This window comes from Cellulomonas sp. (assembly GCF_017744555.1).
Classification (GTDB): Bacteria; Actinomycetota; Actinomycetes; order Actinomycetales; family Cellulomonadaceae; genus Cellulomonas.
This window is the reverse complement of sequence record NZ_JAGIBD010000011.1, coordinates 97,474-119,805: the sequence shown is the minus strand read 5'-3', so window position 1 is coordinate 119,805 and position 22,332 is coordinate 97,474. Positions and strand designations below refer to the sequence as shown.

The 22,332-nt window shown below is 75.2% G+C and carries 21 protein-coding genes and 2 tRNA genes; 10 read left to right on the top strand and 13 right to left on the bottom strand.

What is annotated here, in order from left to right; translation table 11 throughout:
- Positions 1 to 156: 156 nt before the first annotated feature.
- Both J7523_RS09595 and J7523_RS09590 read right to left on the bottom strand, forming a co-directional pair.
- Positions 157 to 600: a PTS glucose transporter subunit IIA gene (locus tag J7523_RS09595; RefSeq protein ID WP_363266761.1), complete on the bottom strand. Its 444-nt coding sequence runs from the start codon at positions 598 to 600 to the stop codon at positions 157 to 159.
- A 43-nt stretch (positions 601 to 643) separates the two neighbouring features.
- Entirely contained in the window at positions 644 to 1,048 is a 405-nt protein-coding gene (locus tag J7523_RS09590; RefSeq protein ID WP_291885468.1) for a PTS glucose/sucrose transporter subunit IIB, read from the bottom strand.
- On the opposite strand from J7523_RS09590, the gene ptsP reads away from it, so the two are divergent.
- The 3 genes from ptsP (at position 1,023) to J7523_RS09575 (ending at position 4,047) form a co-directional block, all read left to right on the top strand.
- Positions 1,023 to 2,714, top strand: a complete 1,692-nt coding sequence (gene ptsP, locus J7523_RS09585) for a phosphoenolpyruvate--protein phosphotransferase (RefSeq protein ID WP_291885442.1) — start codon at positions 1,023 to 1,025, stop codon at positions 2,712 to 2,714. The two genes, J7523_RS09590 and ptsP, sit on opposite strands and share 26 nt — an antisense overlap.
- A gap of 78 nt (positions 2,715 to 2,792) precedes the next feature.
- The gene (locus tag J7523_RS09580) at positions 2,793 to 3,176 is read left to right on the top strand and encodes a globin (protein WP_291885439.1); all 384 of its coding nucleotides are present in this window, start codon (positions 2,793 to 2,795) and stop codon (positions 3,174 to 3,176) included.
- A gap of 4 nt (positions 3,177 to 3,180) precedes the next feature.
- Complete coding sequence (locus tag J7523_RS09575; RefSeq protein WP_291885436.1) at positions 3,181 to 4,047, top strand: acyl-CoA thioesterase II; 867 nt, start codon at positions 3,181 to 3,183, stop codon at positions 4,045 to 4,047.
- Positions 4,048 to 4,096: 49 nt separating this feature from the next.
- Here the strand turns inward: J7523_RS09575 and J7523_RS09570 are convergent, their stop codons facing one another.
- Positions 4,097 to 4,759, bottom strand: coding sequence for a hypothetical protein (locus tag J7523_RS09570; RefSeq protein ID WP_291885433.1), 663 nt, complete (start codon positions 4,757 to 4,759; stop codon positions 4,097 to 4,099).
- A gap of 122 nt (positions 4,760 to 4,881) precedes the next feature.
- Here J7523_RS09570 and J7523_RS09565 point away from each other — a divergent pair, with 122 nt between their 5' ends.
- Positions 4,882 to 5,880 carry a DNA topoisomerase IB gene (locus tag J7523_RS09565; RefSeq protein WP_291885428.1) on the top strand — a complete coding sequence of 333 codons (999 nt, stop codon included), beginning with the start codon at positions 4,882 to 4,884 and terminating at the stop codon, positions 5,878 to 5,880.
- Positions 5,877 to 7,526: an SDR family oxidoreductase gene (locus tag J7523_RS09560; RefSeq protein ID WP_291885425.1), complete on the top strand. Its 1,650-nt coding sequence runs from the start codon at positions 5,877 to 5,879 to the stop codon at positions 7,524 to 7,526. The genes J7523_RS09565 and J7523_RS09560 overlap by 4 nt, the downstream gene beginning before the upstream one ends.
- On the opposite strand, the gene J7523_RS09555 is transcribed toward J7523_RS09560, so the two are convergent.
- From J7523_RS09555 to J7523_RS09525, 7 genes are all read right to left on the bottom strand, one after another.
- On the bottom strand, positions 7,504 to 7,998 hold the full coding sequence (locus tag J7523_RS09555) for a thioesterase family protein (protein WP_291885422.1): 495 nt from the start codon (positions 7,996 to 7,998) through the stop codon (positions 7,504 to 7,506). The two genes, J7523_RS09560 and J7523_RS09555, sit on opposite strands and share 23 nt — an antisense overlap.
- Positions 7,999 to 8,050: 52 nt before the next feature.
- Positions 8,051 to 9,832: a dynamin family protein gene (locus tag J7523_RS09550; RefSeq protein WP_291885419.1), complete on the bottom strand. Its 1,782-nt coding sequence runs from the start codon at positions 9,830 to 9,832 to the stop codon at positions 8,051 to 8,053.
- Positions 9,829 to 11,697 (bottom strand): ABC transporter, encoded by a 1,869-nt coding sequence (locus J7523_RS09545; protein WP_291885417.1) that lies wholly within the window; start codon positions 11,695 to 11,697, stop codon positions 9,829 to 9,831. The genes J7523_RS09550 and J7523_RS09545 overlap by 4 nt, the downstream gene beginning before the upstream one ends.
- Before the next feature lie 184 nt (positions 11,698 to 11,881).
- Positions 11,882 to 13,564, bottom strand: coding sequence for an energy-dependent translational throttle protein EttA (gene ettA / locus J7523_RS09540; protein WP_291885415.1), 1,683 nt, complete (start codon positions 13,562 to 13,564; stop codon positions 11,882 to 11,884).
- A 213-nt stretch (positions 13,565 to 13,777) separates the two neighbouring features.
- Entirely contained in the window at positions 13,778 to 14,296 is a 519-nt protein-coding gene (locus J7523_RS09535; protein WP_291885412.1) for a single-stranded DNA-binding protein, read from the bottom strand.
- A 148-nt stretch (positions 14,297 to 14,444) separates the two neighbouring features.
- Entirely contained in the window at positions 14,445 to 16,016 is a 1,572-nt protein-coding gene (locus J7523_RS09530) for a GTPase (protein ID WP_291885410.1), read from the bottom strand.
- Entirely contained in the window at positions 16,013 to 17,770 is a 1,758-nt protein-coding gene (locus J7523_RS09525) for a GTPase domain-containing protein (protein WP_291885408.1), read from the bottom strand. The genes J7523_RS09530 and J7523_RS09525 overlap by 4 nt, the downstream gene beginning before the upstream one ends.
- Positions 17,771 to 17,929: 159 nt before the next feature.
- On the opposite strand from J7523_RS09525, the gene J7523_RS09520 reads away from it, so the two are divergent.
- The 5 genes from J7523_RS09520 (at position 17,930) to orn (ending at position 20,022) form a co-directional block, all read left to right on the top strand.
- Positions 17,930 to 18,002: transfer RNA gene (locus J7523_RS09520), tRNA-Arg, on the top strand.
- A 57-nt stretch (positions 18,003 to 18,059) separates the two neighbouring features.
- Positions 18,060 to 18,503, top strand: coding sequence for an META domain-containing protein (locus tag J7523_RS09515; RefSeq protein ID WP_291885406.1), 444 nt, complete (start codon positions 18,060 to 18,062; stop codon positions 18,501 to 18,503).
- Between the two features lie 131 nt (positions 18,504 to 18,634).
- On the top strand, positions 18,635 to 18,838 hold the full coding sequence (locus J7523_RS09510) for a hypothetical protein (protein WP_291885403.1): 204 nt from the start codon (positions 18,635 to 18,637) through the stop codon (positions 18,836 to 18,838).
- A 199-nt stretch (positions 18,839 to 19,037) separates the two neighbouring features.
- Positions 19,038 to 19,289 carry a hypothetical protein gene (locus J7523_RS09505; protein ID WP_291885400.1) on the top strand — a complete coding sequence of 84 codons (252 nt, stop codon included), beginning with the start codon at positions 19,038 to 19,040 and terminating at the stop codon, positions 19,287 to 19,289.
- 61 nt (positions 19,290 to 19,350) lie between these two features.
- Positions 19,351 to 20,022: an oligoribonuclease gene (gene orn, locus J7523_RS09500; RefSeq protein WP_291885398.1), complete on the top strand. Its 672-nt coding sequence runs from the start codon at positions 19,351 to 19,353 to the stop codon at positions 20,020 to 20,022.
- 67 nt (positions 20,023 to 20,089) lie between these two features.
- On the opposite strand, the gene J7523_RS09495 is transcribed toward orn, so the two are convergent.
- The 3 genes from J7523_RS09495 to J7523_RS09485 all read right to left on the bottom strand — a co-directional run bounded on the left by J7523_RS09495 (position 20,090) and on the right by J7523_RS09485 (position 22,295).
- Positions 20,090 to 20,165, bottom strand: a tRNA-His gene (locus J7523_RS09495).
- Positions 20,166 to 20,241: 76 nt separating this feature from the next.
- The gene (locus J7523_RS09490; RefSeq protein WP_291885395.1) at positions 20,242 to 21,168 is read right to left on the bottom strand and encodes a hypothetical protein; all 927 of its coding nucleotides are present in this window, start codon (positions 21,166 to 21,168) and stop codon (positions 20,242 to 20,244) included.
- On the bottom strand, positions 21,165 to 22,295 hold the full coding sequence (locus J7523_RS09485; RefSeq protein ID WP_291885392.1) for an ABC transporter ATP-binding protein: 1,131 nt from the start codon (positions 22,293 to 22,295) through the stop codon (positions 21,165 to 21,167). Before J7523_RS09485 ends, J7523_RS09490 begins: the two co-directional genes overlap by 4 nt.
- Positions 22,296 to 22,332: the final 37 nt, after the last annotated feature.

Below are 22,332 nucleotides of genomic sequence, written 5' to 3'. Positions count from 1 at the left end.
GGTGCGGTCGGGCTGGTGCGGTCGGGCTGGTGCGGTCGGGCTGGTGCGGTCCGGCCGGTGCGGCGCGGCCGGCCCGGTCGGACCGGTCCCGTCGGGCCGGTCCGGTCGCAGGCGGATCGGTCCAGGTCGACTCAGGTCGGCGCCGGTCGAGCCGGGTCAGTGCCAGTCGAGCAGCGGGTCTCCGGCCCGGACGGTCGCGCCGTCCTCGACCAGCAGCTCGAGCAGGTCGCGGTCGGCCTGGAGCGCCACGACGGGGCACACGGTCGCGAGCCCGGCGGCCGCGACGTCGACGGGCGACCACGTGACGAGCGGGTCCCCCGCGGACACCCGCGTGCCACGCTCGACGTGCAGCGTGAACCCCTGCCCCGCGAGGCGCACGGTGTCGATCCCGAGGTGCACGAGCACCGACCTGTCGTCGGGGAGCTCGAGCGCGAACGCGTGGGCGTGGAGGGCGCCGACGATGCCGTCGGCGGGGGCGACGACGACCTGGGACTGCGTCCGCAACGGTTCGACGGCCACCCCGGGTCCGACGATCTCGTCCGCGAACACAGGATCGGGGACGGCCGACACGGGGCGCACGACACCGGCCAGCGGACTCACGATCCGCAGCGTGCTCATCGGGGGGCGACCCGGGTCGGGACGGTCAGCGCAGCGTGTCGAGCTCGGCTGCGAGGTTGTCAGCCTCGGGACCGACGATCACCTGGACGATGCGACCGGAGCGGACCACACCGAACGCACCGCTGGCCTTGAGGGCCGCCTCGTCGACGAGGTGTGCGTCGGTGACCTCGACGCGCAGCCGCGTGATGCACGGCTCGAGGTCGACGACGTTCGTGTCGCCACCCAGCGCTGCGAGGATCTGCTCTGCCTTGCTCATGGAACTCCCCGGATCGACCGGCGCCGGCTGGTCGGCGCACGGTGTCCAGCGTAACCCTGACCTGCCGGTCCTTCGCGGTCGTTCCGGCTTTGCACCGGCGCGGCCGGAAGGGCGAGACTGCCTCAGGTCGACGAGGAGGTCAGTCCAGGTGAGTCCGCACCCCGCCACGGTCATCAGCGGCATCGGTGTGAGCCCGGGTCGCGTGGTCGCCCCCGTGGCCCTGCTGCCCGACCCGGTCGCGGAACCCCCGTCAGGCCGCCGCCTGCCGCCGGGCACGGACTACGCCGCCGAGGCCGCGCGCATCGCCGTGGCGTCCACGCGCGTGCAGGCCGAGCTCGAGGCCGCGGCCGACCGCGCGACCGGCGACGCCGCGGGCGTCCTGCGGGCGACGGCCGCGATCGCCACGGACCCGACGCTCGTCGCCGACGCGACGCAGCGCGTGGTCGACGACCGGCTCGTGCCGGAGCGTGCCGTGTGGGAGGCCGCGGACGCGGTCGCCGCGCAGTTCGAGGCGCTCGGCGGCCATCTCGCCGACCTCGCGCGGGACATCGCCGACGTCCGGGACCGCCTGGTCGCCGACCTCACGGGGCGTCCGGCGCCGGGTCTGCCGGTCCGCGACGAGCCGTACGTCCTGGTCGCGACCGACCTGGCGCCGGCGCTCGTCGCGACGCTCGACCCGAGCACGGTCCGCGCGGTCGTCACGTCCGAGGGTGGTCCCACGTCGCACACCGCGATCCTCGCGCGCTCCCGCGGCATCCCCGGCGTCGTGGCCGCCCGCGGCGTCGACGTGCTCGTCGGCGAGGGCGACGTCGTGCTCGTGGACGGCAGCGCGGGGACCGTCACGCTCGCGCCGGACGACGACCAGGTCGCTGCCGCGCTCGCGCTCGCCGGTCAGGTGCGCACGTTCGACGGGGTGGGCCGCACCGCGGACGGGCACCGCGTCGAGCTGCTGGCCAACGTGGGCGACCCCGCGGACGCGGCGCCGACCGCCGCCGCCGGCGCCGAGGGCGTCGGGCTGTTCCGGACCGAGTTCGCGTTCCTCGACCGTGCCGAGGCTCCCACGCTCGACGAGCAGGTCGCGGCGTACCGGCAGGTGCTCGCCGCGTTCCCGGGCCGCAAGGTCGTCGTGCGGACGCTCGACGCGGGTGCCGACAAGCCGATGCCGTTCCTCGCGGGCGACCCCGAGACGAACCCGGCACTCGGCGTGCGCGGCCTGCGCACCGCCGTCGGGCACCCGCGTGTGCTCGAGGACCAGCTCGCCGCGATCGCCCAGGCGGCGAAGGCCGAGTCCGCGCAGGTATGGGTCATGGCGCCGATGGTGGCCACGGTCGACGAGACGGAGCATTTCGTCGCCGCGTGCGCGCGGCACGGGCTCACGACCGCCGGCGTGATGGTCGAGGTGCCCAGTGCGGCCCTCCTGGCAGGCCCGATCCTCGCGCACGCGGGGTTCGCGAGCATCGGCACCAACGACCTCACGCAGTACGCGATGGCGGCCGACCGGATGCTCGGCGCGGTCGCGCACCTGTCCGACGCGTGGCAGCCGGCGGTCCTGCAGCTCGTCGCCGCGACGTGCCGGGGAGGTGCGGCCCAGGGCCGCCCGGTCGGCGTCTGCGGCGAGGCCGCGGCGGTGCCGGCGCTGGCCGTCGTGCTCGTCGGGCTCGGGGTGTCGTCGCTGTCGATGACGCCGCGAGCGCTGCCCGACGTCGCGGCGGTCCTGGCGTCGACCACGATCGACGAGTGCCGTCGCCTGGCGCAGCTCGCGCTCGCGTCCCCGACCGCGCAGGACGCTCGGGCGGTCGTCCGTCAGGGTCTGCCGGTGCTCGAGGAGCTGGGCCTGTAACGGGGCTCACGGTCGTGGCCACCGGTTCGCCCTCCCGGGGCGCCGGACGGGTCCTGCGCACGTGTGAGGATGGTCGCCGTGAGGCCTGACTCCTTCTACGACGCCGTCGGTGGTCACGCCACGTTCGTCAAGCTCGTCGACGAGTTCTACCGCGGTGTCGCCGACGACCGGGTGCTGCGGGACATGTACCCCGAGGACGACCTCGGCCCGGCGGCCGAGCGGCTCACGATGTTCCTCGAGCAGTACTGGGGCGGCCCGACGACGTACTCGGACCAGCGCGGCCACCCGCGCCTGCGCATGCGGCACGCCCCGTTCAAGGTGAACCCCGACGCCCGCGACCGCTGGCTGCTGCACATGCGCGCCGCCGTCGACTCGCTCGACCTCGCCCCCCTGCACCGTGCGGAGCTCTGGGACTACCTGGAGCGCGCGGCGCACTCGATGCTCAACACCTTCGAGGACTGACCCGATGACGATCGACCCCACCGCTCCCGTGCTCGACATCCTCGACCTCGAGGCCGACGCGGGGTCGCCGGACACGTTCACCGGGCGAAGCCTGCAGCAGCCGGGCGGGCGGGTGTTCGGCGGCCAGGTGCTCGCCCAGGCGCTGCTCGCCGCGGGGCGCACGCTCGACGCCGACCGGCTCCCCCACTCGATGCACGGCTACTTCCTGCGCCCCGGCGACGTCCGGGAGCCCATCTGCTTCGCGGTGGAGCGGCTGCGGGACGGACGGTCGTTCTCGGCCCGGCGGACTCACGCGCTGCAGGGCGGGGTGCCGATCCTGTCGATGATCGCGTCGTTCCAGGAGGAGCAGCCCGGCCTCGACTACGCCGACGAGATGCCCGCCGACGTGCCGGGGCCGGAAGGGCTGACGTCGGTGCACGAGCGGCTCGACGGCATCGACCACCCCGTCGCGCGGTTCTGGGCGCACGAGGCGGCGTTCGACGTGCGGCACGTCGGCGACAACGTGAACCTGCGGCCCGCGCGCGACACGTCCGGACAGCAGAAGGTGTGGTTCAGGTCGCGTGGGCCGGTGCCCGCCGGCGACCAGCTGCTGCAGCGCGCGCTCCTGGCGTACGCGTGCGACCAGGTGATGCTCGAGCCGATCCTGCGCCGGGCCGGCCGTTCGTGGATCTCGCCCGGGCTGTCGATCGCGAGCCTCGACCACGCGATGTGGTGGCACCGCGACGTGCAGGTCGACGAGTGGTTGCTGTTCGTGCAGTCGACACCGAGCGCCCAGGGCGGGCGCGGGCTCGGTGCCGCGCGCGTGTTCACGCGGGACGGCGTGCTCGTCGCGTCGATCGCCCAGGAGGGCATGGTCCGCTTCGCCGACTGAGGTCGGGTGAGGTCGATCGCCGCGGACCGACCGCACGCCCGCACCGTCGTCAGCCCGCGACGACGGACCCGTCGGGCGCCTCCAGGTGGGCGTCGAGCAGGCACACCCACCCGTCGTCGTGCAGCGAGTACCAGTAGCCCGGCACCCAGGCGGCGAGGTCCTGCGGGCAGCACGCCGGGTCGTCGATCGAGCGTTCGACGACGACGTCGTGCGGCGCGACGCACAGGACGAGGTGCACGTACTCGTCGACGACCGCGCACGTCCCGTCCGTCGGCTCGAGCAGAGCCGTCTGCACGACCACCGCGCCCGCACCGACGCCCACGACCACCACGACCGAGGTCGCGACCGCGAGCGCCCACCGCAGCCCGCGTCCGGGCCGCGGAGCACCGTCCAGGCGGACCCCGCGCAGCTTCCGGACGCCGACGACCGTGACCGCGACGCCGAGAACGGCGAGCACGACCCAGCCGAGCCAGGACTCTCCGCGCAGCGCCGCCACCGCGGCACCGATCACGCCCGCGAGCGCGACGGCCTCGCCGGCGCCGAGCACGGCGGCCGCACGGAGCTGGTCGCGCCGGAGGACCACGTGCGGCTCGTCGGGCAGCCAGGTCCGCCAGCCGGCGGGCGGTCGTGGCCACGCAGGGTCGGGCTCCCAGCCGCGCGGCGGCGTGAAGCCGGGCTCGACCGGCCAGTTCGGCGGTGGGTTGAAGCGCACCGCGCCACCGTCCCGTCCGTCGTCCGTCGGCCCCGCGGCCGACCCCCGTCCCGACGGTGGCGGCGCGCAGCCTAGCAGCGGCCGACGCGCGCTCCGGACAACCGCAGGTGACACTGAGCGGCATGGCCAGGCTCCGACGTGTCCGCATCGACGCGCCGGGGTGGACCCGCCGCCGGGCGGGCCGAGGTTTCGTGTACCTCGACCTGGACCGCGCGAGGATCACGGACGACGAGCACCTGGACCGCATCGTCGCGCTCGCGATCCCGCCGGCCTGGAAGGACGTCTGGATCAGTCCCTGGCCCAACGGCCACATCCAGGCCGCCGGCCTCGACGACGCCCTGCGCCGGCAGTACCTGTACCACCAGCAGTGGCGCGTCCGGCGCGACCGGCTCAAGCACGACCACGTGCTCGACGTCGCGCGGCACCTGCCGGCCGCCCGGCGGCGCGTGCGCCGCGAGCTCGCGCTCGACGGCATGCCTCGGGAGAAGGCGCTCGCCCTGGCGTTCCGCCTGCTCGACCTCGCATACCTGCGCGTGGGCGGCGAGGGGTATGCGGCCCGGCACGGTTCGTACGGCCTCGCGACGCTGCTGCGTGAGCACGCGACGGTGCTGCCGCCGGCACCGGACGGGACGGAGGGCCGGGTGCACCTGCAGTTCCCCGCGAAGTCCGGGCAGGTGCGGGACACGGTCGTGGAGGACGACCAGGTCGCGGCCGCCGTGCGGCTCCTGGTGCGGCGCGACGACCCCGGGGCCGAGCTGCTCGCGTGGCAGGACGGGTCGGGCTGGCACGACGTCACGAGCGCCGACGTCGGCACGGCCGTCAAGGAGCGGCTCGGCGCCGACGCCACACCGAAGGACTTCCGCACGTGGCACGCGACCGTGCTGGCCGCCCGGGGGCTCGCGGCCGCCGGCGCGCCGCCGCGGTCGGAGCGCGGTCGCCGACGCGTCGTCACGCAGGTCGTCAAGGACGTGGCCGAGGAGCTCGGCAACACGCCGGCCGTCTGCCGCGCGTCGTACATCGACCCGCGCGTCGTGGACCTCTGGGCGCAGGGCACGACGATCCGGCCGACCCGCTCGCAGGCCGTCGCCGAGCGCGAGACGTTGAGGATGCTGACGCCATGAACCACGCCGATCCCGCTCGTCCGCCGCGCACCGGCGTCGTCGCTCCCGACGACCTCGCACCCGAACCGGTGGCACGGACGCTCACCGGCCTCGCCCCCGGTCCCGGACCGGACGGACGGCCGCGGCCCGACGCCCCGCTCGCGGCCGTCACGGGAGTCACCGGGTACGTCGGCGGGCGGCTCGTGCCCGAGCTGCTCGCCGCCGGGTACCGGGTCCGCGCCGTGGCACGCAACCCCGACCGCCTGCGCTCCCAGCCCTGGTACGACGACGTGGAGGTGGCGACGGCCGACGCGTCGGACCTCGGTGCGGTCCGGCCCGCCCTGGAGGGCGTCGACGTCGCGTACTACCTCATCCACTCGCTCGGGTCGGGCCGCTCGTTCGAGGCCCGCGACCGGCACACCGCGCTCGTGTTCGCGCAGGCGGCGCGGGAGGCGGGTGTCGGGCGGATCGTGTACCTGGGCGGGCTCCACCCCGAGGGCGAGGAGCTGTCGCCGCACCTGCAGTCACGCACCGAGGTCGGCGAGATCCTGCTCGCGTCTGGCGTCCCGACGACGGTGCTGCGAGCCGCCGTCATCCTCGGCTCCGGCTCCGCGTCGTTCGAGATGATGCGCTACCTCACCGAGCGGTTGCCTGCGATGACGGTGCCGCGGTGGGTCGACAACCGCATCCAGCCGATCGCCATCCGCGACGTGCTCCGGTACCTCGTCGGCAGCGCCGCGATGCCGCCCGACGTGAGCCGCGGCTTCGACATCGGTGGGCCCGACGTGCTCACGTACCGCGACATGATGCAGCGGTACGCCGCGGTCGCCGGCCTGCCGCGTCGGGTCATCGTGGGGGTCGGCGTGCTGACGCCCCGCCTGTCGAGCCTGTGGGTCTCGCTCGTGACGCCCGTGCCGTCGGGCCTCGCCCGGCCGCTCGTGGAGTCCCTGGTGCACGAGGTCGTGTGCGACGAGCACGACATCGCCGACCACGTCCCCGACCCGCCGGGCGGCCTCGTCGGGTTCGACCGGGCCGTGCGGCTGGCCCTGCAGCGTGTGCACGACGCGGCCGTGGCGACCCGGTGGACGTCCGCGTCCGTCGCGGGCGCGCCGAGCGACCCCCTGCCGACGGACCCCGACTGGGCGGGCGGGTCCCTCTACGTCGACGAGCGCCGCACCGAGGTCGACGCGTCCCCGGCCGCGCTGTGGCGCGTGCTCGAAGCTCTGGGCGGCGAGCGGGGCTGGTACTCGTGGCCGCTCGCGTGGCAGGTGCGCGGCCTCGCGGACCGGCTCGTCGGCGGTCCCGGCCTGCGGCGCGGGCGGCGCGACCCGTGGACGCTCCTCGTCGACGACGCGGTGGACTTCTGGCGCGTGGAGGCCGTCGAGCCTGTCGCGCTGCTCCGGCTGCGTGCCGAGATGCGGGTCCCGGGCCTCGCGTGGCTCGAGCTGCGCGTCGAGGGCGACGACCCGCGCCGCGCGCCGACGACGTTCGTCCAGCGCGCCCTGTTCCATCCGCGCGGGCTCGCCGGCCAGCTCTACTGGTGGTCCGTCTACCCGTTCCACGGGATCGTGTTCGGCGGCATGCAGCGCAACATCGCGCGGGCCGCGGAGCGCGTCGAGCGGGCCCGCACCGACGTCGGGCCGGTCAGCGCCGCCGACGGAACGTGAGCGGCTCCTCGACGAACGGCTCCCACGCCGCCCGCTCCGCGGGGCCGATCCGCTGCGGCCGGCCGGTCGTGGTGTCGACCAGCACGATCGTCGTGGTCGCACGCGCGTGCACCGCGCTCCCCTCCTCGGCCGCGGGACGGTCGCGCACCTCGTAGCAGACCTCGAGGCTCGCGCCGCCGAGCCGCCCGATCCACATCTCGACGACCACCGGGCGGCGCTGGTAGCCGAGGGGCAGGAGGTACTCGATCTCCTGGTGCGCGATGAGCGTCGACATCGTGGCCCGCGGCCCCGCGTCGAGCACGGCCGTCGACCAGGCACCGTCGGGGCGCGTGCCGTCCGCGTCGACCGGGTGGCTCCAGAACGCCTCGATGCGCGCTTCTTCGAGGAGCCGCAGCATCTCCACGTTGTTGACGTGCGCGTACGCGTCCATGTCGGACCAGCGCAGCTGCACCGGGACCTCGAGCCGAGCCATCCGACCTCCTTCGACCGGCCGATCCTATGCGGGGTCGTCGGTCCTGCCGCGCTCAGCGTCGGCCGGCCGCCCGGGCCGCCGCCTGACGGCAGCCGTCACGTGCCGCCTGGTCGGCCGCGAGGGGGTCGACGACCAGTCGGCCGGCGACGTCGTCCACCGCGGCCCGCAACGCCCGACGGACGCCGGCCGCCCGGCGCCGCGCACCGACCGACGCCGCGACGCGGGCCACCAGGGCGACGAGCACGCCGAGCGCCGCGCCACCGACCGCGAGCACGGTGGGCCACGGGACCGTGCCCCACGTCGGCGTCGGCGGCTCGGGCAGACGCAGGTACCCGACGACGGCGAGCGCGACGAGCCAGAGGACACCCGCGAGCGCGACGCCCAGCACGGCCCACTGCACGACAGCCACCGCCCGCCACCACCGCGGGTCCGGCCCGGACGCGGCGTCGACGCGGACGACGGCCTGGTCGAGCGCGTCGACGAGGTCCTCGGCCCCGACCGTGCCGCGCGCCTCGAGCACCCACGCGTCGGGTGCGCCCGCCGTGGCTGCGTCGACGTAGCCCCGGACCGCGAGGGCCGCGCGCGCCCGTGCCGGAGCGCCGGGACCGGGGAACGAGCTCCGCCGGGTCGCCGACGTGTCGGGTGCGCCGTCCGGCGTTCCGCGGCGCGCGACCGGCGACCGGCGGGCACCGCCCAGGCCGAGCCGTCGCAGCGGGTCCGCCCGCCAGCCACCGATCCAGCGCGTCGGCGGCCATCCGGTGGCGGCGCGGGCCCGACGGACGGACGAGACTCTCGTCGCCTCGACGACGGCCCGCACGCCGGCCGCATCCTCGAGCGCGTCGACGAGGGCCGCCCGCGCCTGTCGCGGGACCGACTGCCGGGGTGCGTCGCCGCACGCCTCGACGACGGCCTCGGCGCTCGACCGGACGTCCGCGAGCACCCGGTCCGTCGCGGCTCGGCGCCGACGCGCGGCCTCCGCGAGCAGCGCCCGGAGCTCGTCGACGCCCTCGCCGGTCGTCGCGCTCACGCCGAGCACCCGGGCACCCGCGAGGCCGTCGGCCGCGACGATGCGCCGCAGGTCCGCGAGGCACGCGCGCGCGTCGTCCGGGGCCAGCCGGTCCACCTGGTTGAGCACGAGGACGACGACCGTCTCGTGGCCCGCGAGCGGCCGCAGGTACCGCACGTGCAGGGCCGCGTCGGCGTACTTCTGCGGGTCGACGACCCAGACGAGCAGGTCGACGCGGTCGTACAGGCGCTCCGCGACCGCCCGGTGCTCGGCGACGACCGAGTCGTGGTCGGGCAGGTCGAGCAGCACGAGGCCCGTGGCCAGCGACAGCGGCGAGCCCACCGGGTCGACGACGGTCCGGTCGTCGACCTCCAGCCAGTCCAGCAGCTCGTGCGGCCCGGCGGGCGGCGTGGACGCGGGCGTCCCGGCCCGCGCGCGCCGTCGCCAGGGGCGGTCCCGGGTGCTCGTCGACGCAGGCTCTCGCTCGTGGCCGGGTGTCAGGCCCGCGGACGGCGCCGTCTGCGTCGCGTCCGGGACGAGCACGGCGAGCGGACGTCCCGTCGTGGGCCGCAGGATCCCCGGGCGGGCCACTGCCGTCCCCGCGAGCGCGTTGACGAGCGACGACTTGCCGGCGCCGGTCGGCCCCGCGAGTGCGACCACGGTGTGCTCGCCGGACAGTGCCAGCCGCCGCCGGGCACGCTCGACGACGGCGTCCGCGCGGACGAGCACCTCGGCCGGGAGCCACCGGCGCCCCAGTGCTGCCGCCTCGTCGAGGGCGTCGACGCGGGCGCGCGCGTCGGTCGGTCGGGACGCGCTCGACGGGCTCACCCCGACCTCCCGCGGCGCCACCGCCGCCACCAGCCCTCGCGCGGTGCGTCGCCCTGCGCGTCCGCCTCGCCGGCCGCCGGGACACCACCGGCCGCGGCGCCGCGCAGGCCGGGACCCGTGGAGTTCCTTCGCCCGGTGGCCTCCGGCGGGACCACCGCAACCGTGCGGGCGGCCGTCTCGACGAGCGAGGCCCGCGACCGCACTGCACCGCCGTCGCGCACCAGCGCGGCCACCGGGTCGAGCAGCGCGAAGTAGCGGGCCGCCTCCGCGTCGAGCAGCTCACCGACGCGCTGGTCCAGCCGCTCGTGGGCCGTCCGGGTCAGGCGTCGCACCGCCTCGTCGCCGAACACCGCCTCGAGCAGCCGCTGCGCGAGCAGCGCCGTCCCGCCGACGATCCCCACCTCGGCGCCCGTGAGTCCGCCGGTCGAAGCGAACACCGCGACCATCAGGGCGGCGCCGAGGCCGTTGACCCCGAACGACAGCGCGCGGGCCGTCGAGCGCCGGCCGGCGCCCTCCTCGCGGACCAGGTCCAGCACGTCGCCCTGCCAGGCGCGCACGGCCGCGTCCACCCGTTCCCGCAGGTCGGCCGACGCGCGCGACAGCGCGAGACCGTCGAGCAGCGCGTGCCCGGCGGGGTCGTGGTACCAGTCGGCGTGCGCCCGGGCCGCCGCGTCCTGCGCCGCGTCCAGCACGACCGCCTCGAGCCCGTGGCCGACGGCCTCGGCCATCGTGGGGTCCGCCGCCCGCCGGCCGCGCAGGCCCGCCGAGATCCGGTCCCGCAGCCGCGCCACCCCGCTCTCGATCGACCGCACCCACTCACCCGTGCCGACGACGTCCTGCCACCGGGCGAGCACCTCGCCGCGCAGCATCGACCCGTCGGACGTGCGCTCCGCGACGAGCTCGCGCGCCGACGCGTAGGACGCGACCACGGCGCTCCGCAGCCGGTCGGCGGCCGCGCGCTGGTCGTCGGCGGCGTCGGCGAGCGCCCTCGCGGCGCGGGCCGCCTCCTGTGCGGAGCCGTCCCGCGTCGCCGCGAGCGCCCGCTCCCGGATCGCCGGGTCGAGCGCCAGGTCGGTCGCCCACGACGCGACGGCCGCGACGGCCTGCTCGGGAAGCAGCCCGTCGTCGTCCGGTCGGGACTCCGGGACCAGCAGCACCGGCGTCCCGGCGAGCCCGCGCTCGTCGAGCATGACCCGCAGGTGCGCCGCCACCGCGGGGGCGTCGGCGGCGTCGACGCGGTCGAGCACCAGGGCCAGGTGGGTCCGGCGCCGCGAGGCGTCCGCCAGCAGCTCCCACGGCACCGCGTCCGCGTACCGAGCGGCCGTGGTCACGAACAGCCACGCGTCGGCCGCACCGAGCAGCTGGACCGCGAGCGTGCGGTTCGCCTCCTCGACGGAGTCGATGTCGGGGGCGTCGAGCAGCGCGAGCCCGGGCGGCACCGCCTCGGACGCGACGAGCCGCACCCCCCGGCCTCCCGCTGGGCCGGCGCCCGTGACGCGCGGCAGCCCGGGCAGCACGCGGTCGCCCGTGAACTGGTCCGCGTCGTCCGGGTGGTGCACCAGCACCGGCCACCGGGTCGTCGGCCGCAGCACCCCCGCGGGGCTCACCGGCTCGCCCACGAGCGAGCTCACGAGCGTCGACTTGCCCGCACCCGTCGACCCGCCGACCACCAGGAGCGTCGGGGCGTCGGGATGCCGCAGCCGTGGCAGCAGGTGGTCGTCGAGCCGGTCTAGCAGCCGACGCCGCTCGTCCCGGGCCGCCTGCGCCGACGCGACCTCGAACGGCAGCGCGACGTCGTCGACGGCGGCACGCAGACCGGTGACGGCGTCGACGAGGGCAGCGACCTCGTTCACCGCCACAGGCACGCTCCCGTCCCGCGACGCTCGGGACGCGCCGCTCCTGGTCGCCCAGGATGCCCCGCGCACGCGCAGGTCGCGCGTCGGCGGCGACCACCGCGCGGGCGCGGAACGCCGCGGAGGGGCCGCGATCGGGTCGCGGCCCCTCCGGGTCGTGTCGTCGCGGGCCGTGGCCAGCACGGCCCGGCGGGCGTCAGTCGCGGCGGAGCTTGCGGTACGTCACGCGGTGGGGACGGGCCGCGTCGGCGCCCAGGCGGGCCACCTTGTTCTCCTCGTACGAGGCGAAGTTGCCCTCGAACCAGTACCAGTTCGCGGGGTCCTCCTCGGTGCCCTCGTACGCCAGGATGTGCGTGGCCACCCGGTCGAGGAACCACCGGTCGTGCGACACGACGACCGCGCAGCCCGGGAACTCGAGCAGGGCGTTCTCGAGCGAACCGAGGGTCTCGACGTCGAGGTCGTTGGTGGGCTCGTCGAGCAGCAGCAGGTTGCCACCCTGCTTGAGGGTGAGCGCGAGGTTGAGGCGGTTGCGCTCACCACCGGACAGCACGCCGGCCGGCTTCTGCTGGTCCGGACCCTTGAACCCGAACGCCGCGACGTACGCGCGGGACGGCATCTCGACGTTGCCGACCTTGAGGAAGTCGAGCCCGTCGGACACGACCTCCCACAGGGTCTTCTTCGGGTCGATGCCGCCGCGCGACTGGTCGACGTAGGAGATCGAGACGGTCTCGCCGACCTTGAGGTCGCCGCCGTCGAGCGGCTCCAGCCCGACGATCGTCTTGAACAGCGTCGTCTTGCCGACGCCGTTCGGGCCGATGACGCCGACGATGCCGTTGCGCGGCAGCGTGAAGCTCAGGCCGTCGATGAGCGTGCGCCCGTCGAAGCCCTTCTCGAGGTTCTTGGCCTCCAGCACCACGTTGCCCAGGCGCGGGCCCGGCGGGATCTGGATCTCCTCGAAGTCGAGCTTCCTGGTGCGGTCGGCCTCCGCCGCCATCTCCTCGTAGCGCGCGAGACGGGACTTCGACTTCGTCTGGCGGCCCTTGGCGTTGGACCGGACCCACTCGAGCTCGTCCTTGAGGCGCTTCGCGAGCTTGGCGTCCTTCTTGCCCTGGACCTGGAGGCGCTCCTGCTTCTTCTCCAGGTACGTCGAGTAGTTGCCCTCGTACGGGTACAGCCGGCCGCGGTCGACCTCGCAGATCCACTCCGCGATGTTGTCGAGGAAGTACCGGTCGTGGGTCACCGCGAGGATCGCGCCCTGGTAGTCCTTGAGGTGCTGCTCGAGCCACAGCACCGACTCGGCGTCGAGGTGGTTGGTCGGCTCGTCGAGGAGCAGCAGGTCCGGCTTCTCGAGCAGGAGCTTGCACAGGGCGACGCGGCGGCGCTCACCACCGGACAGCACCTTGACGTCGGCGTCGGCCGGCGGGCAGCGCAGCGCGTCCATCGCCTGCTCGAGCTGCGTGTCGAGGTCCCACGCGTCGGCGGCGTCGATGGCCTCCTGCAGCTGGCCCATCTCGGCGAGCAGGGCGTCGAAGTCGGCGTCCGGCTCGGCCATGAGCGCCGAAATCTCGTTGTACCGGTCGAGCTTGCCCTTGATCTCGGCGACGCCCTCCTCGACGTTGCCGAGCACCGTCTTGTCGTCGTTCAGCGGCGGCTCCTGCATGAGGATGCCGACCGTGTATCCGGGGCTCAGGCGCGCCTCGCCGTTCGACGGCTGGTCGAGACCGGCCATGATCTTGAGGATCGTCGACTTGCCCGCGCCGTTCGGGCCGACGACGCCGATCTTGGCGCCGGGCAGGAAGTTCAGCGAGACGTCGTCGAGGATGACCTTGTCGCCGTGCGCCTTGCGCGCCTTGTACATGGAGTAGATGAACTCAGCCACTGGCTCTTCGTCCGCCTCGGTGCTCGGGTGCCCGACCGGCGCGTGCGGGGCGCCGCCGCTGGGCAGGTGGGGCTGTCTCCAGCCCACGGTCCTGCCCGCAGCGTCGTCCGCGGCGACGTCGGGCGTCGTCGGATGGTGGTTGCCGGTCCCCCAGCCTAGGCGATCACGGCTGGGGAGCCCGGCTCCACGTCGTCCGGCCCGGTCGGGCGTCTGTCAGCGCGCGCCGACGAGCACCGCCGCGTCCTCGAGCTCGACCGCGACGTCCTCGGCCGGCACCAGCGCGTCCTCGTCCGTGACCTCCGGGAACCCGGACACGTCGGCCGGGGCCACCCCGTCCTCCGCGGCCTGCTCGGCCGCGGCGGGGTTGAGGGTCCGGCGGAAGTGCGTCGTGCCGAACGTGAGGTCGTGGCCGACGGCCGCGGCCTCGATCACGAGCGTGGTGCGCGGCCCTTCCGGGGACGCCCACTCCTCCGTGGACAGCCGGCCGTGCACCACGACCGGGTCGCCCTTGCGCAGGCTGTGCCCGGCGTTCTGCGCGGCCTGCCGCCACAGCTTGACGGTGAACCACTCGGTCCGGCCGTCCTTCCAGACGTTCTCGCGGCGGTCGAACCACCGGCGGGTGCTGGCCATCCGGAACGACGTGAACTCCGTCGAACCGTCGGTGCTCGGGTAGTTGCGGACCTCGCTGCCGATCCAGCCGACGAGGGTCAGGTCCAGGGTGTGCGTGCTCATGGCGTCCTCCGTGCCGCGTGCCCCGCGGGATGCGGGACGGGTGCGGCCAGCGTCGGCGACACCGAGGCGCCGGCGTCGGGCACCTCGGCCCCGCCGGGAACGCGCGCGACACCACCGGGGCTGTGGGCGGCTCGCGGCCGCCCGCGGATCAGTCCCGCGCGCTCGCGACGAGCTCGCGCACCCTGCGGTGCTCGGCCAGCACCGCCTGCGTCGGCTCGAGCAGCCGCCCGCGGGCGACGCCCTCGAGCGCGGACCGCCCGTCCCGCAGCACCCGCGCGGCCCGTCGACGCGCCGCCGCACGCCGCGTGGAGGCAGCCGCGATCCCGACCAGCACCGCCGCGACGGCGAGCGCCACCGCGAGCACGGGCGCCCACGGGTTCGCGCGGACCGACGACAGCCCGGACCCGACCGCGACCCCGCCGATCACGACAGCCGCGAGCCCGAGCAGCAGGGCGAGCGCGACCAGCCACGCCGCGAGCAACGACCGCCGGGCCGCCACGGTGACCTGCGTGAGCGCGTCGGAGACCGCGAGCCGCAGCTCGGCGGTCGTCGCGACCCGGTTCGCCACGTCCTGGCCCCAGCGCCGCGGCAGGCTCGGCGTCACCGCGTCGAGCCACTGTCCGCGCGCGAGCCCGACCGTGTCCTCCTGCACCGCCCCGAACGCGGGCCGGTCGGACGACCCGCCGCGCACCACGGCCGCGACGGCACCCGCGACGGCCGTGAGCCCGGCGGCGTCGGACAGCGTGTCGACGACCTCGGCCACCGAGAGTGCCGACGGCGGCGGCTCGGTCGCGGCGACCTGGGCGGCGAGCAGCCCGGCGGCGTCGTGGACCTCCGCCCCCGCCCGACGAGCGGCGAGCGACCGGGTCTCGACGCCCTCGGCGAGCCGGGCCCGCAGTCCGGCCACGCCCTCGCCCGTGCGAGCCGACACCTCGTGCACCGGCACGCCGACCAGTCCGTCGTCGACCAGCAGCCGCGCGACGTCGCGCGCCAGCTCGGGGCGCACGTCGGCCGGCACGGTGTCGACCTGGTTGAGCACGACGAGCATCGACGCCTCGTGCCCCACGAGCCCGCGCAGGTAGCCGGTGTGGAGCGCGTCGTCCGCGTACTTCTGCGGGTCCACGACCCACACCAGCACGTCGGCCTGCGGCAGCATCCGGTCGACCGTCTCGCGGTGCTCGGGCGCGATCGAGTCGTGGTCGGGCAGATCCAGCAGCACCAGGCCGCGCAGGACGGCCTCGGACTCGCCGTCGAGCAGGCTCTCGCGCTCGATGCGCCGGTCGGGCACGACACCGAGCCAGTCGAGCAGCGGCCCGCCGTCCTCGCCCCACACGCAGGCGGTGACCTCGGACGTCGTCGGCCGCTTGACGCCGACGTCCGCGAACTGCAGGCCGCTGATGGCGTTGAACAGGCTGGACTTGCCGGACCCGGTGCCGCCGACGAGCGCGACGACCGTGTGGTCGACCCCGAGCTCGAGGCGCTCGCGCACCCGGTCCACCGCCGTCACGACGCGCCCCACGACCGGCTCGTCGAGCCGCAGGCCGCCCACCACGAGCGCGGCGTCGAGGGCGTCGACGCGCGCGTGCAGCAGCTCGGTCTCGCGCCCGTGCAGGGCGCCGTGCAGCACATCGCGGTGCACCCCGTGGTGCACGCCGTCGGACGTCGTCGACGACGGACCGGCCCCGGCCGCGTCGTCGTGCCTGGTGTGGGCCCCGGTCACGTCAGTCCCTTCAGCACGGCGAGCCGCAGCCGCAGCCGCGACGCGGCGTCCTCGGCCAGGTCGGGGTCGTCGAGCACGCTGCCGACCGAGGTCCTTTCCAGCGCGACCTGCGCCCGGACCCGGTCGCCGAGGTCGGCGCGCAGCTCCGCGACGGCCTGCTCCCCCGCGGCGCCGAGCAGGTCGACGAGCAGGTCACGCGCCTCGTCGACCCCCGCGGCGCCGGCGAGCGCGACGGCGCCGAGCCCGGCCTCGCCGAGCGCGCGCTCCGCCTTCTCGCGCCGCTTCGCCTCGCGCGCCACGTCCCGCGGTCGACGCGGCGTGGCGTCGGCCGGCGGACCCGCGACGAGCGCGGCCCGCACGGCGCGCGCACCCTGCGACGTCCAGCCGCGCGCCGACAGGTCGGCGGCCTGCACGCGCGTCCGGCGCAGCCCGTCGCTGCTCCACGCCGCGTCGACGGACGCGCCGCCGTGCGGCGCACCCGGTCCCGTGAGCGCCGCACGCAACACGTCCTCCGCATGCGCTCCGGCCGCCGCCAACGAGGCCGCCGCGGAACGCGTGAGGTCGTCGACGAGCGGGGCGACGGCGGCGGAGCGGGCGCGGCCGTCCCGGGCCGAGCCGCGGATGCGCCCCGACGAACGCACGACGTCGGCGAGCACCGCGCCGTCGGTCGTCAGCTCAGCCCACCGGGCCCGCACGGCCCCGTCGGCCAGCGCACCGCCTCGCAGCGACGCGGCGGCCTGCCCCGCGGGCCCGTCGACGGCCTCGTCGAGCGCCCGGCCGATCCGCACCGCGGCGTCCGCCTGCGCCTGCACGGCCTCCGCGAGCTCGTCGACCCACGGCCGCAGCGCGGCGAGCGACCCGCGCAGCGTCCGTCCGATAACGGTCCGCGACCGGTCCGGCCCAGCGAGCATCATGAGCCAGCGCTGCACGGGCGCGACGACGGCAGGGGCGAGCAGCCCCTCGTGGGGACCGAGGTCCGGCACGACGAACAGGGGCGAGCCCGCCAACCCGTGCCCGCGCAGGCGCTCCAGCAGGTCCCCGCGCACGGTGGGCAGCGACGCCGGCGGGACCCGGTTGAGCACCATCGCGATCGACGTGCCCCGTTCGACCGCCGCCTCGAGCACCTTCCACGGCAGCGCGTCGCCGTAGCGGGCAGCCGTCGTCACGAACAGCCACAGGTCGGCGGCCTCGAGCAGGCGGTGGGCCTGCTCGCGGTTCGACTCGAGCACCGAGTCGAGGTCGGGGGCGTCGAGCAGCGCGATGCCGCGCGGCACGGCCTCGTCCGCGACCACCTGCACGGACTCGAGCACGGGGTGGTGCGACAGCAGCTCCGTGTCCAGCGGATGGTGCACCAGGACGGGCTGCCGCGTGGTCGGCCGCAGCACCCCGGCCTGACTCACCTCGCTGCCCACCAGCGAGTTCACGAGCGTCGACTTCCCCGCGCCGGTCGACCCCGACACGACGACGACGGCCGGCGCCGACAGCTCGGTGAGCCGCGGCACGAGGTGCTCGCCGAGCTGGTCGACGAGGCGCGCCCGCGACTGCCGGGCGGACGCCGTGCCCTCGATGTCGAGCGGGAACCGGGTGCGCTCGACGTCGCGGTGCAGGTCCTTGACGGCGTCCAGCAGCGACTGCGCCGCGAGCGGTCGCGCCAGCACCTCACGGGGGTCGCTCGCGGCATGGCGCGCGCGCACCGCCAGGGGCAGCGCAGGGGTCGCTGGCTGCGCTGGCACGGTGCCGGGCTGCGCGCTCACGGGGCCATTCTCCCGGGCGCATCTGACCAGGCCAAACGCAACGCGCGGAGAATCCGTCCCGACCAGGGTGAACCGGACGATCCGCCGGGGTGCCGCCGAACGGGTTCAGCGTGCACCGCGCGGGCCGCCTGGTCCGTCTAGGCTTGGGCCGCACCTCAGGCCCCCGTAGCTCAACGGATAGAGCAACGGCCTTCTAATCCGTCGGTTGCAGGTTCGAGTCCTGCCGGGGGCGCAGACCGGGTCGATCCTGACCAAGCAGACATCCCGGACCGCTGCTAGCGTCCGGGACATGGGACGCCGTGCGGCCGTGCTGACCCTGGTGACCGTCTTCTCGTTCGGAACGCTCGCCGCGTGCGCGAGCGACGACGACCCGGGCGGGGGCGAGACGAGCGCGGGAGTGACCACGAGCCCGACGAAGGCGAGCCCGCAGGCCGCGAGCGCCGGCGACGCGGTCGGCACCTGGGGCGAGCCCAACACCACGGGCAAGCCGTCGCTCACCCTGGCCGAGGACGGCACCGCGACCGGGAACGACGGGTGCAACCAGCTGTCCGGGACGTGGGAGGCCGGCGACGACGGCTCCGTGACGTTCTCGCCGTTCGCGGCGACGCAGATGTTCTGCGAAGGCGTCGACACGTGGCTGTCGATGGCCGCGTCCGCGACGGTCGACGGCGACCAGCTGGTCGTCCTCGACGCGAGCGACAAGCAGATCGGGACGCTCGCCAAGTCGTCCTGACGAGTGCCCGTATCGGGACAGGACGTCACGAAAATCGTGTGACGTCGGTATCACCGACGTGGTCTGGTTCTCCTACACCACCGATTGCCAGGGCCGTCCGGGCCCTGGTTCGCCATGTCCAGGAGCCGACCATGCATCCCACCATCACGTTCGAGCTCGCCCGGCAGGACGCCGCGGCCCGCCTCGAGCACGCCGAGACCATGAGGTCCCGGACGCGCATCCTGCGCGCCCGCCATGCCAGCGACGCCTCGCGGCGTCCACCGGATCCGCAGCGCGTCACCGTCCCGTCCTGGCTCCTCGCGGGGACCACGGCCGGCACGGCGTTCGCGCGCTGACCCCACGCCCGCCCGACGGGCACGACGAGGCGGGGCCCGACATCGGGCCCCGCCTCGTCCGCGTCTCCTGCCGCGGCGTCCCTGCGTCTCCCGGCACCGCGTCACCTGTCACGGCGACTCCCGCCACCCTGGCGCCGTGCCACCATGACGCCATGCCGTCGAGCGCCACCGCCCCCCACCCGTCCTCCGGGGCTCGTTGATGGGGCGTCACGCCACCCCCGCGCCCGACGCGGCGCGCCCGCCCCGCGAACGGTTCGTCTCGCGCGTCGTCACCTGGCTCGAGCGGATCGCCCTCGGCGCGGCCGCCGGTGCCGTCACGTACGGCGTGCTGCACTGGGCGGGGCTCGACCCGACGACCACAATCTGGTGCGCCGGCATCGCGGCCGTCGTCGTCGTGGCGGCCACCTGGCTCGCGTCGACCGTGCCCGGGCACCACGACACGTCCGTCTGACCGCCGTCGCCCACACAGCACCGACCCCTGCCTGCGACCGGTCACCCCGTAGGCTGACCGCGTGACGAGCACACCGACACCCGAGGGCGCTCCCTCGAACGGCCACGAGAGCGCCGAGCGCATCGTCTGGATCGACTGCGAGATGACGGGTCTCGACCTGAGCGCCGACGCGCTCGTCGAGGTCGCAGCCGTCGTCACGGACTCCGAGCTGCGGGTCCTCGGCGAGGGAGTCGACGTCGTCGTCGCGCCGCCCGTCGAGGCCGTCGACCAGATGAGCGACTTCGTCCGCACCATGCACACTACGTCCGGGCTGCTCACCGCGCTGTCGGCAGGCACGTCGCTCGCGGACGCCCAGGCGCAGGTCCTCGACTACATCCGCACCTGGGTGCCCGACCCCGGCAAGGCCCCGCTCGCCGGCAACTCCGTCGGCACCGACAAGGCGTTCCTCGACCGCGACATGCCCGAGCTCGTCGCGCACCTGCACTACCGCGTGATCGACGTCTCGTCGATCAAGGAGCTCGCGCGCCGCTGGTACCCGCGCGTCTACTTCGCGTCGCCGCGCAAGAACGGCGGCCACCGCGCGCTCGCGGACATCCTCGAGTCGATCGACGAGCTGCGGTACTACCGGGCCGCCCTCCTGCCCGCCCAGCCGGGTCCCGACTCCGCGTCGGCGCGACGGATCGCTGCCGAGATCGTCGCGACGTCCGTCAAGGGCCCGGCTCCGACGGCCTGACCTGCGGTTTCGTTCTCCCACGACGACGAGAGGCGCCGACCGTGACGGTCGGCGCCTCTCGCACTCATGGGGTGGCTAACGGGACTTGAACCCGCGACCCCCTGGACCACAACCAGGTGCTCTACCACCTGAGCTATAGCCACCACGTGACGGACCAGGCGCGAACGCCTGGGCCGACGAAAAGTGTACCGGGTGCTGCGGTGTGCCCCGGACACGAAATCAGAGCCGGGCTGCCAGGGCGTCCACGAAGCGCTCGACGGACCCCGGCGCGTAGCCGAAGAAGAACGACGGCTCGGTCAGCTCGACCTCGAGGATCACCGGGTTGCCCTCGTCGTCCGGCAGCAGGTCGACCCGCGTGTAGAGGAACGGCCGGCCCGAGTCGGGGAAGATCTCCTCGACCGCCGCGACCACCCGGTCGGCGACGTCGCGCTCCGCGTCGGACGCCTCACGCGGTGTCATGACCTCGCGGCGGTACAGCACGCCCTCGGTCTCGCCCTCGCGGTACGGGCCCTCGAGCAGCGCACCCTTGCGGACCGCGTGGCTGAACTGCCCGTCGATGTAGATGAGCGCCGTCTCGCCGACCGTGTCGACCTGCTTGAGGTACCGCTGGATCATCACGCGACGGCCGACGCCCAGCAGGTTCTTCGCGTGCGTGATCGCGAGGGACCGGCTCGAGGTCACGTCGGCGGCGTAGCGACCCGTGTCGCGCGACCCCGCGCTCACCGTGGGCTTGACCACGAAGTCGCCGAACGCCGGGAAGCGGGTGTGGATCGCGCGCGCGTCGAAGTTGCGCTCGGGATCCAGCCAGATGGTCGGGACGATCGGCAGGCCACGCTGCTCGAGGTCGCGCAGGTACGTCTTGTCGATGTTCCACTGCACCACGTCGGCCGGGTTGATCAGCTCGCTGGTGCGGGTCACCCGGCGGGTCCAGTCCGCGAACTGGGCCGGCCGCTCGGTGTAGTCCCACGTCGAACGGATCAGGACGTGGTGGTACGTGGCCCAGTCGATCGTCGGGTCGTCCCAGACGACGACGTCCGTCGCGATGCCGCGCTCGACGAGCAGCTGCAGCAGCGGGTGGTCGTCGGGGTCGAGCTCGGGGAGCTCGGCGCAGGTGGCGAGCGCGAGTCGTGCGGTCGGAGTCGTCACGTGGGCAGCGTACCGACGGGGTCCTGCTCAGCATCAGGGGCCCGGCCGGGGGCCTGCGTCACAGTCGGCGCACCGTCGACGGGGTGCTCGGTCAGCCGGCGCAGCGCCTCGAGGACGCTCGTGGGGGTCACCCAGCCGATCGTCCTGCCCTCGTCGGTGACGGCGAGCCGGCCGTCCGGGCGGCCGACGAACGACGCGAGGACGTCGCCGAGCTCGGTGCCCAGCGGGACCGACGCGGCGTCGGCGCCAAGCGTGACGGTCGACGCGCCGTCGCCCGCACCCGCCCTGGTCGGAGCCGGGATCGCCTCCGACGCCACCTCGGCGAGGTCGTCCCGCTCCAGCCGCCCGAGCGCGAGCAGCCGTGCCATCCGCCCCCGGCCGACGAGGTCCGCCACCGCTGGGCTCGCCGGGCGGGCCACGACGTCGAGCGGAGAGGCCAGCTGCTCGACGTGCGCACCGGTGCTGAGCACCGCGACGCGGTCGCCCATGCGGACGGCCTCGTCGATGTCGTGCGTGACGAGCATCACGGTGGTGCCGACGGCCCGCTGGATGCGGGCGAACTCCGTCTGCAGCCGGCGGCGGCCGACCGGGTCGACCGCGCCGAACGGCTCGTCCATGAGCAGCACGGGCGGGTCGGTGGCGAGCGCGCGGGCCACGCCGACGCGCTGCCGCTCCCCTCCGGACAGCTCGTGCGGGAACCGCTTGGCGTAGCGGGCGGGGTCCAGGCCCACGAGGTCGAGCAGCTCCTCGACGCGCGCGGCCGTCCGACGGCGGTCCCAGCCGAGCAGCTTCGGGACGGTCGCGACGTTCTGCGCCACCGTGCGGTGCGGGAACAGGCCGACGTTCTGGATGACGTAGCCGATGCGGCGGCGCAGCGTGACGGGATCGGCGGTCGTGACGTCCTCCCCCTCGAGCAGGATGCGCCCCGACGTCGGCTCGACCAGGCGGTTGGCCATCCGCAGCGTCGTCGACTTCCCGCAGCCCGACGGCCCGACCAGCACGAGGACCTCGTGCTCGTGCACGTCGAGCGTCAGGTCGTGGACGGCGGCACCGTCGCCGGCACCACGCCCCTGCTCGGAGGCGTAGTCCTTGCTGACGTGCTCGAACCTGATCGCGCTGGCTGCCACCCCAGGGACGCTAGCCCAGGGCGCCGACAGGCGCTTT

What these genes read in the sequence shown, in the direction of transcription:
- J7523_RS09535 (WP_291885412.1), bottom strand. Translation starts at nt 14,296, where the DNA reads ATGAGCACGCACACCCTGGACCTGACCCTCGTCGGCTGGATCGGCAGC.
- J7523_RS09565 (WP_291885428.1), top strand. Translation starts at nt 4,882, where the DNA reads ATGGCCAGGCTCCGACGTGTCCGCATCGACGCGCCGGGGTGGACCCGC.
- J7523_RS09510 (WP_291885403.1), top strand. Translation starts at nt 18,635, where the DNA reads ATGCATCCCACCATCACGTTCGAGCTCGCCCGGCAGGACGCCGCGGCC.
- J7523_RS09590 (WP_291885468.1), bottom strand. Translation starts at nt 1,048, where the DNA reads ATGACCGTGGCGGGGTGCGGACTCACCTGGACTGACCTCCTCGTCGAC.
- J7523_RS09505 (WP_291885400.1), top strand. Translation starts at nt 19,038, where the DNA reads ATGGGGCGTCACGCCACCCCCGCGCCCGACGCGGCGCGCCCGCCCCGC.
- J7523_RS09515 (WP_291885406.1), top strand. Translation starts at nt 18,060, where the DNA reads ATGGGACGCCGTGCGGCCGTGCTGACCCTGGTGACCGTCTTCTCGTTC.
- J7523_RS09555 (WP_291885422.1), bottom strand. Translation starts at nt 7,998, where the DNA reads ATGGCTCGGCTCGAGGTCCCGGTGCAGCTGCGCTGGTCCGACATGGAC.
- J7523_RS09560 (WP_291885425.1), top strand. Translation starts at nt 5,877, where the DNA reads ATGAACCACGCCGATCCCGCTCGTCCGCCGCGCACCGGCGTCGTCGCT.
- J7523_RS09575 (WP_291885436.1), top strand. Translation starts at nt 3,181, where the DNA reads ATGACGATCGACCCCACCGCTCCCGTGCTCGACATCCTCGACCTCGAG.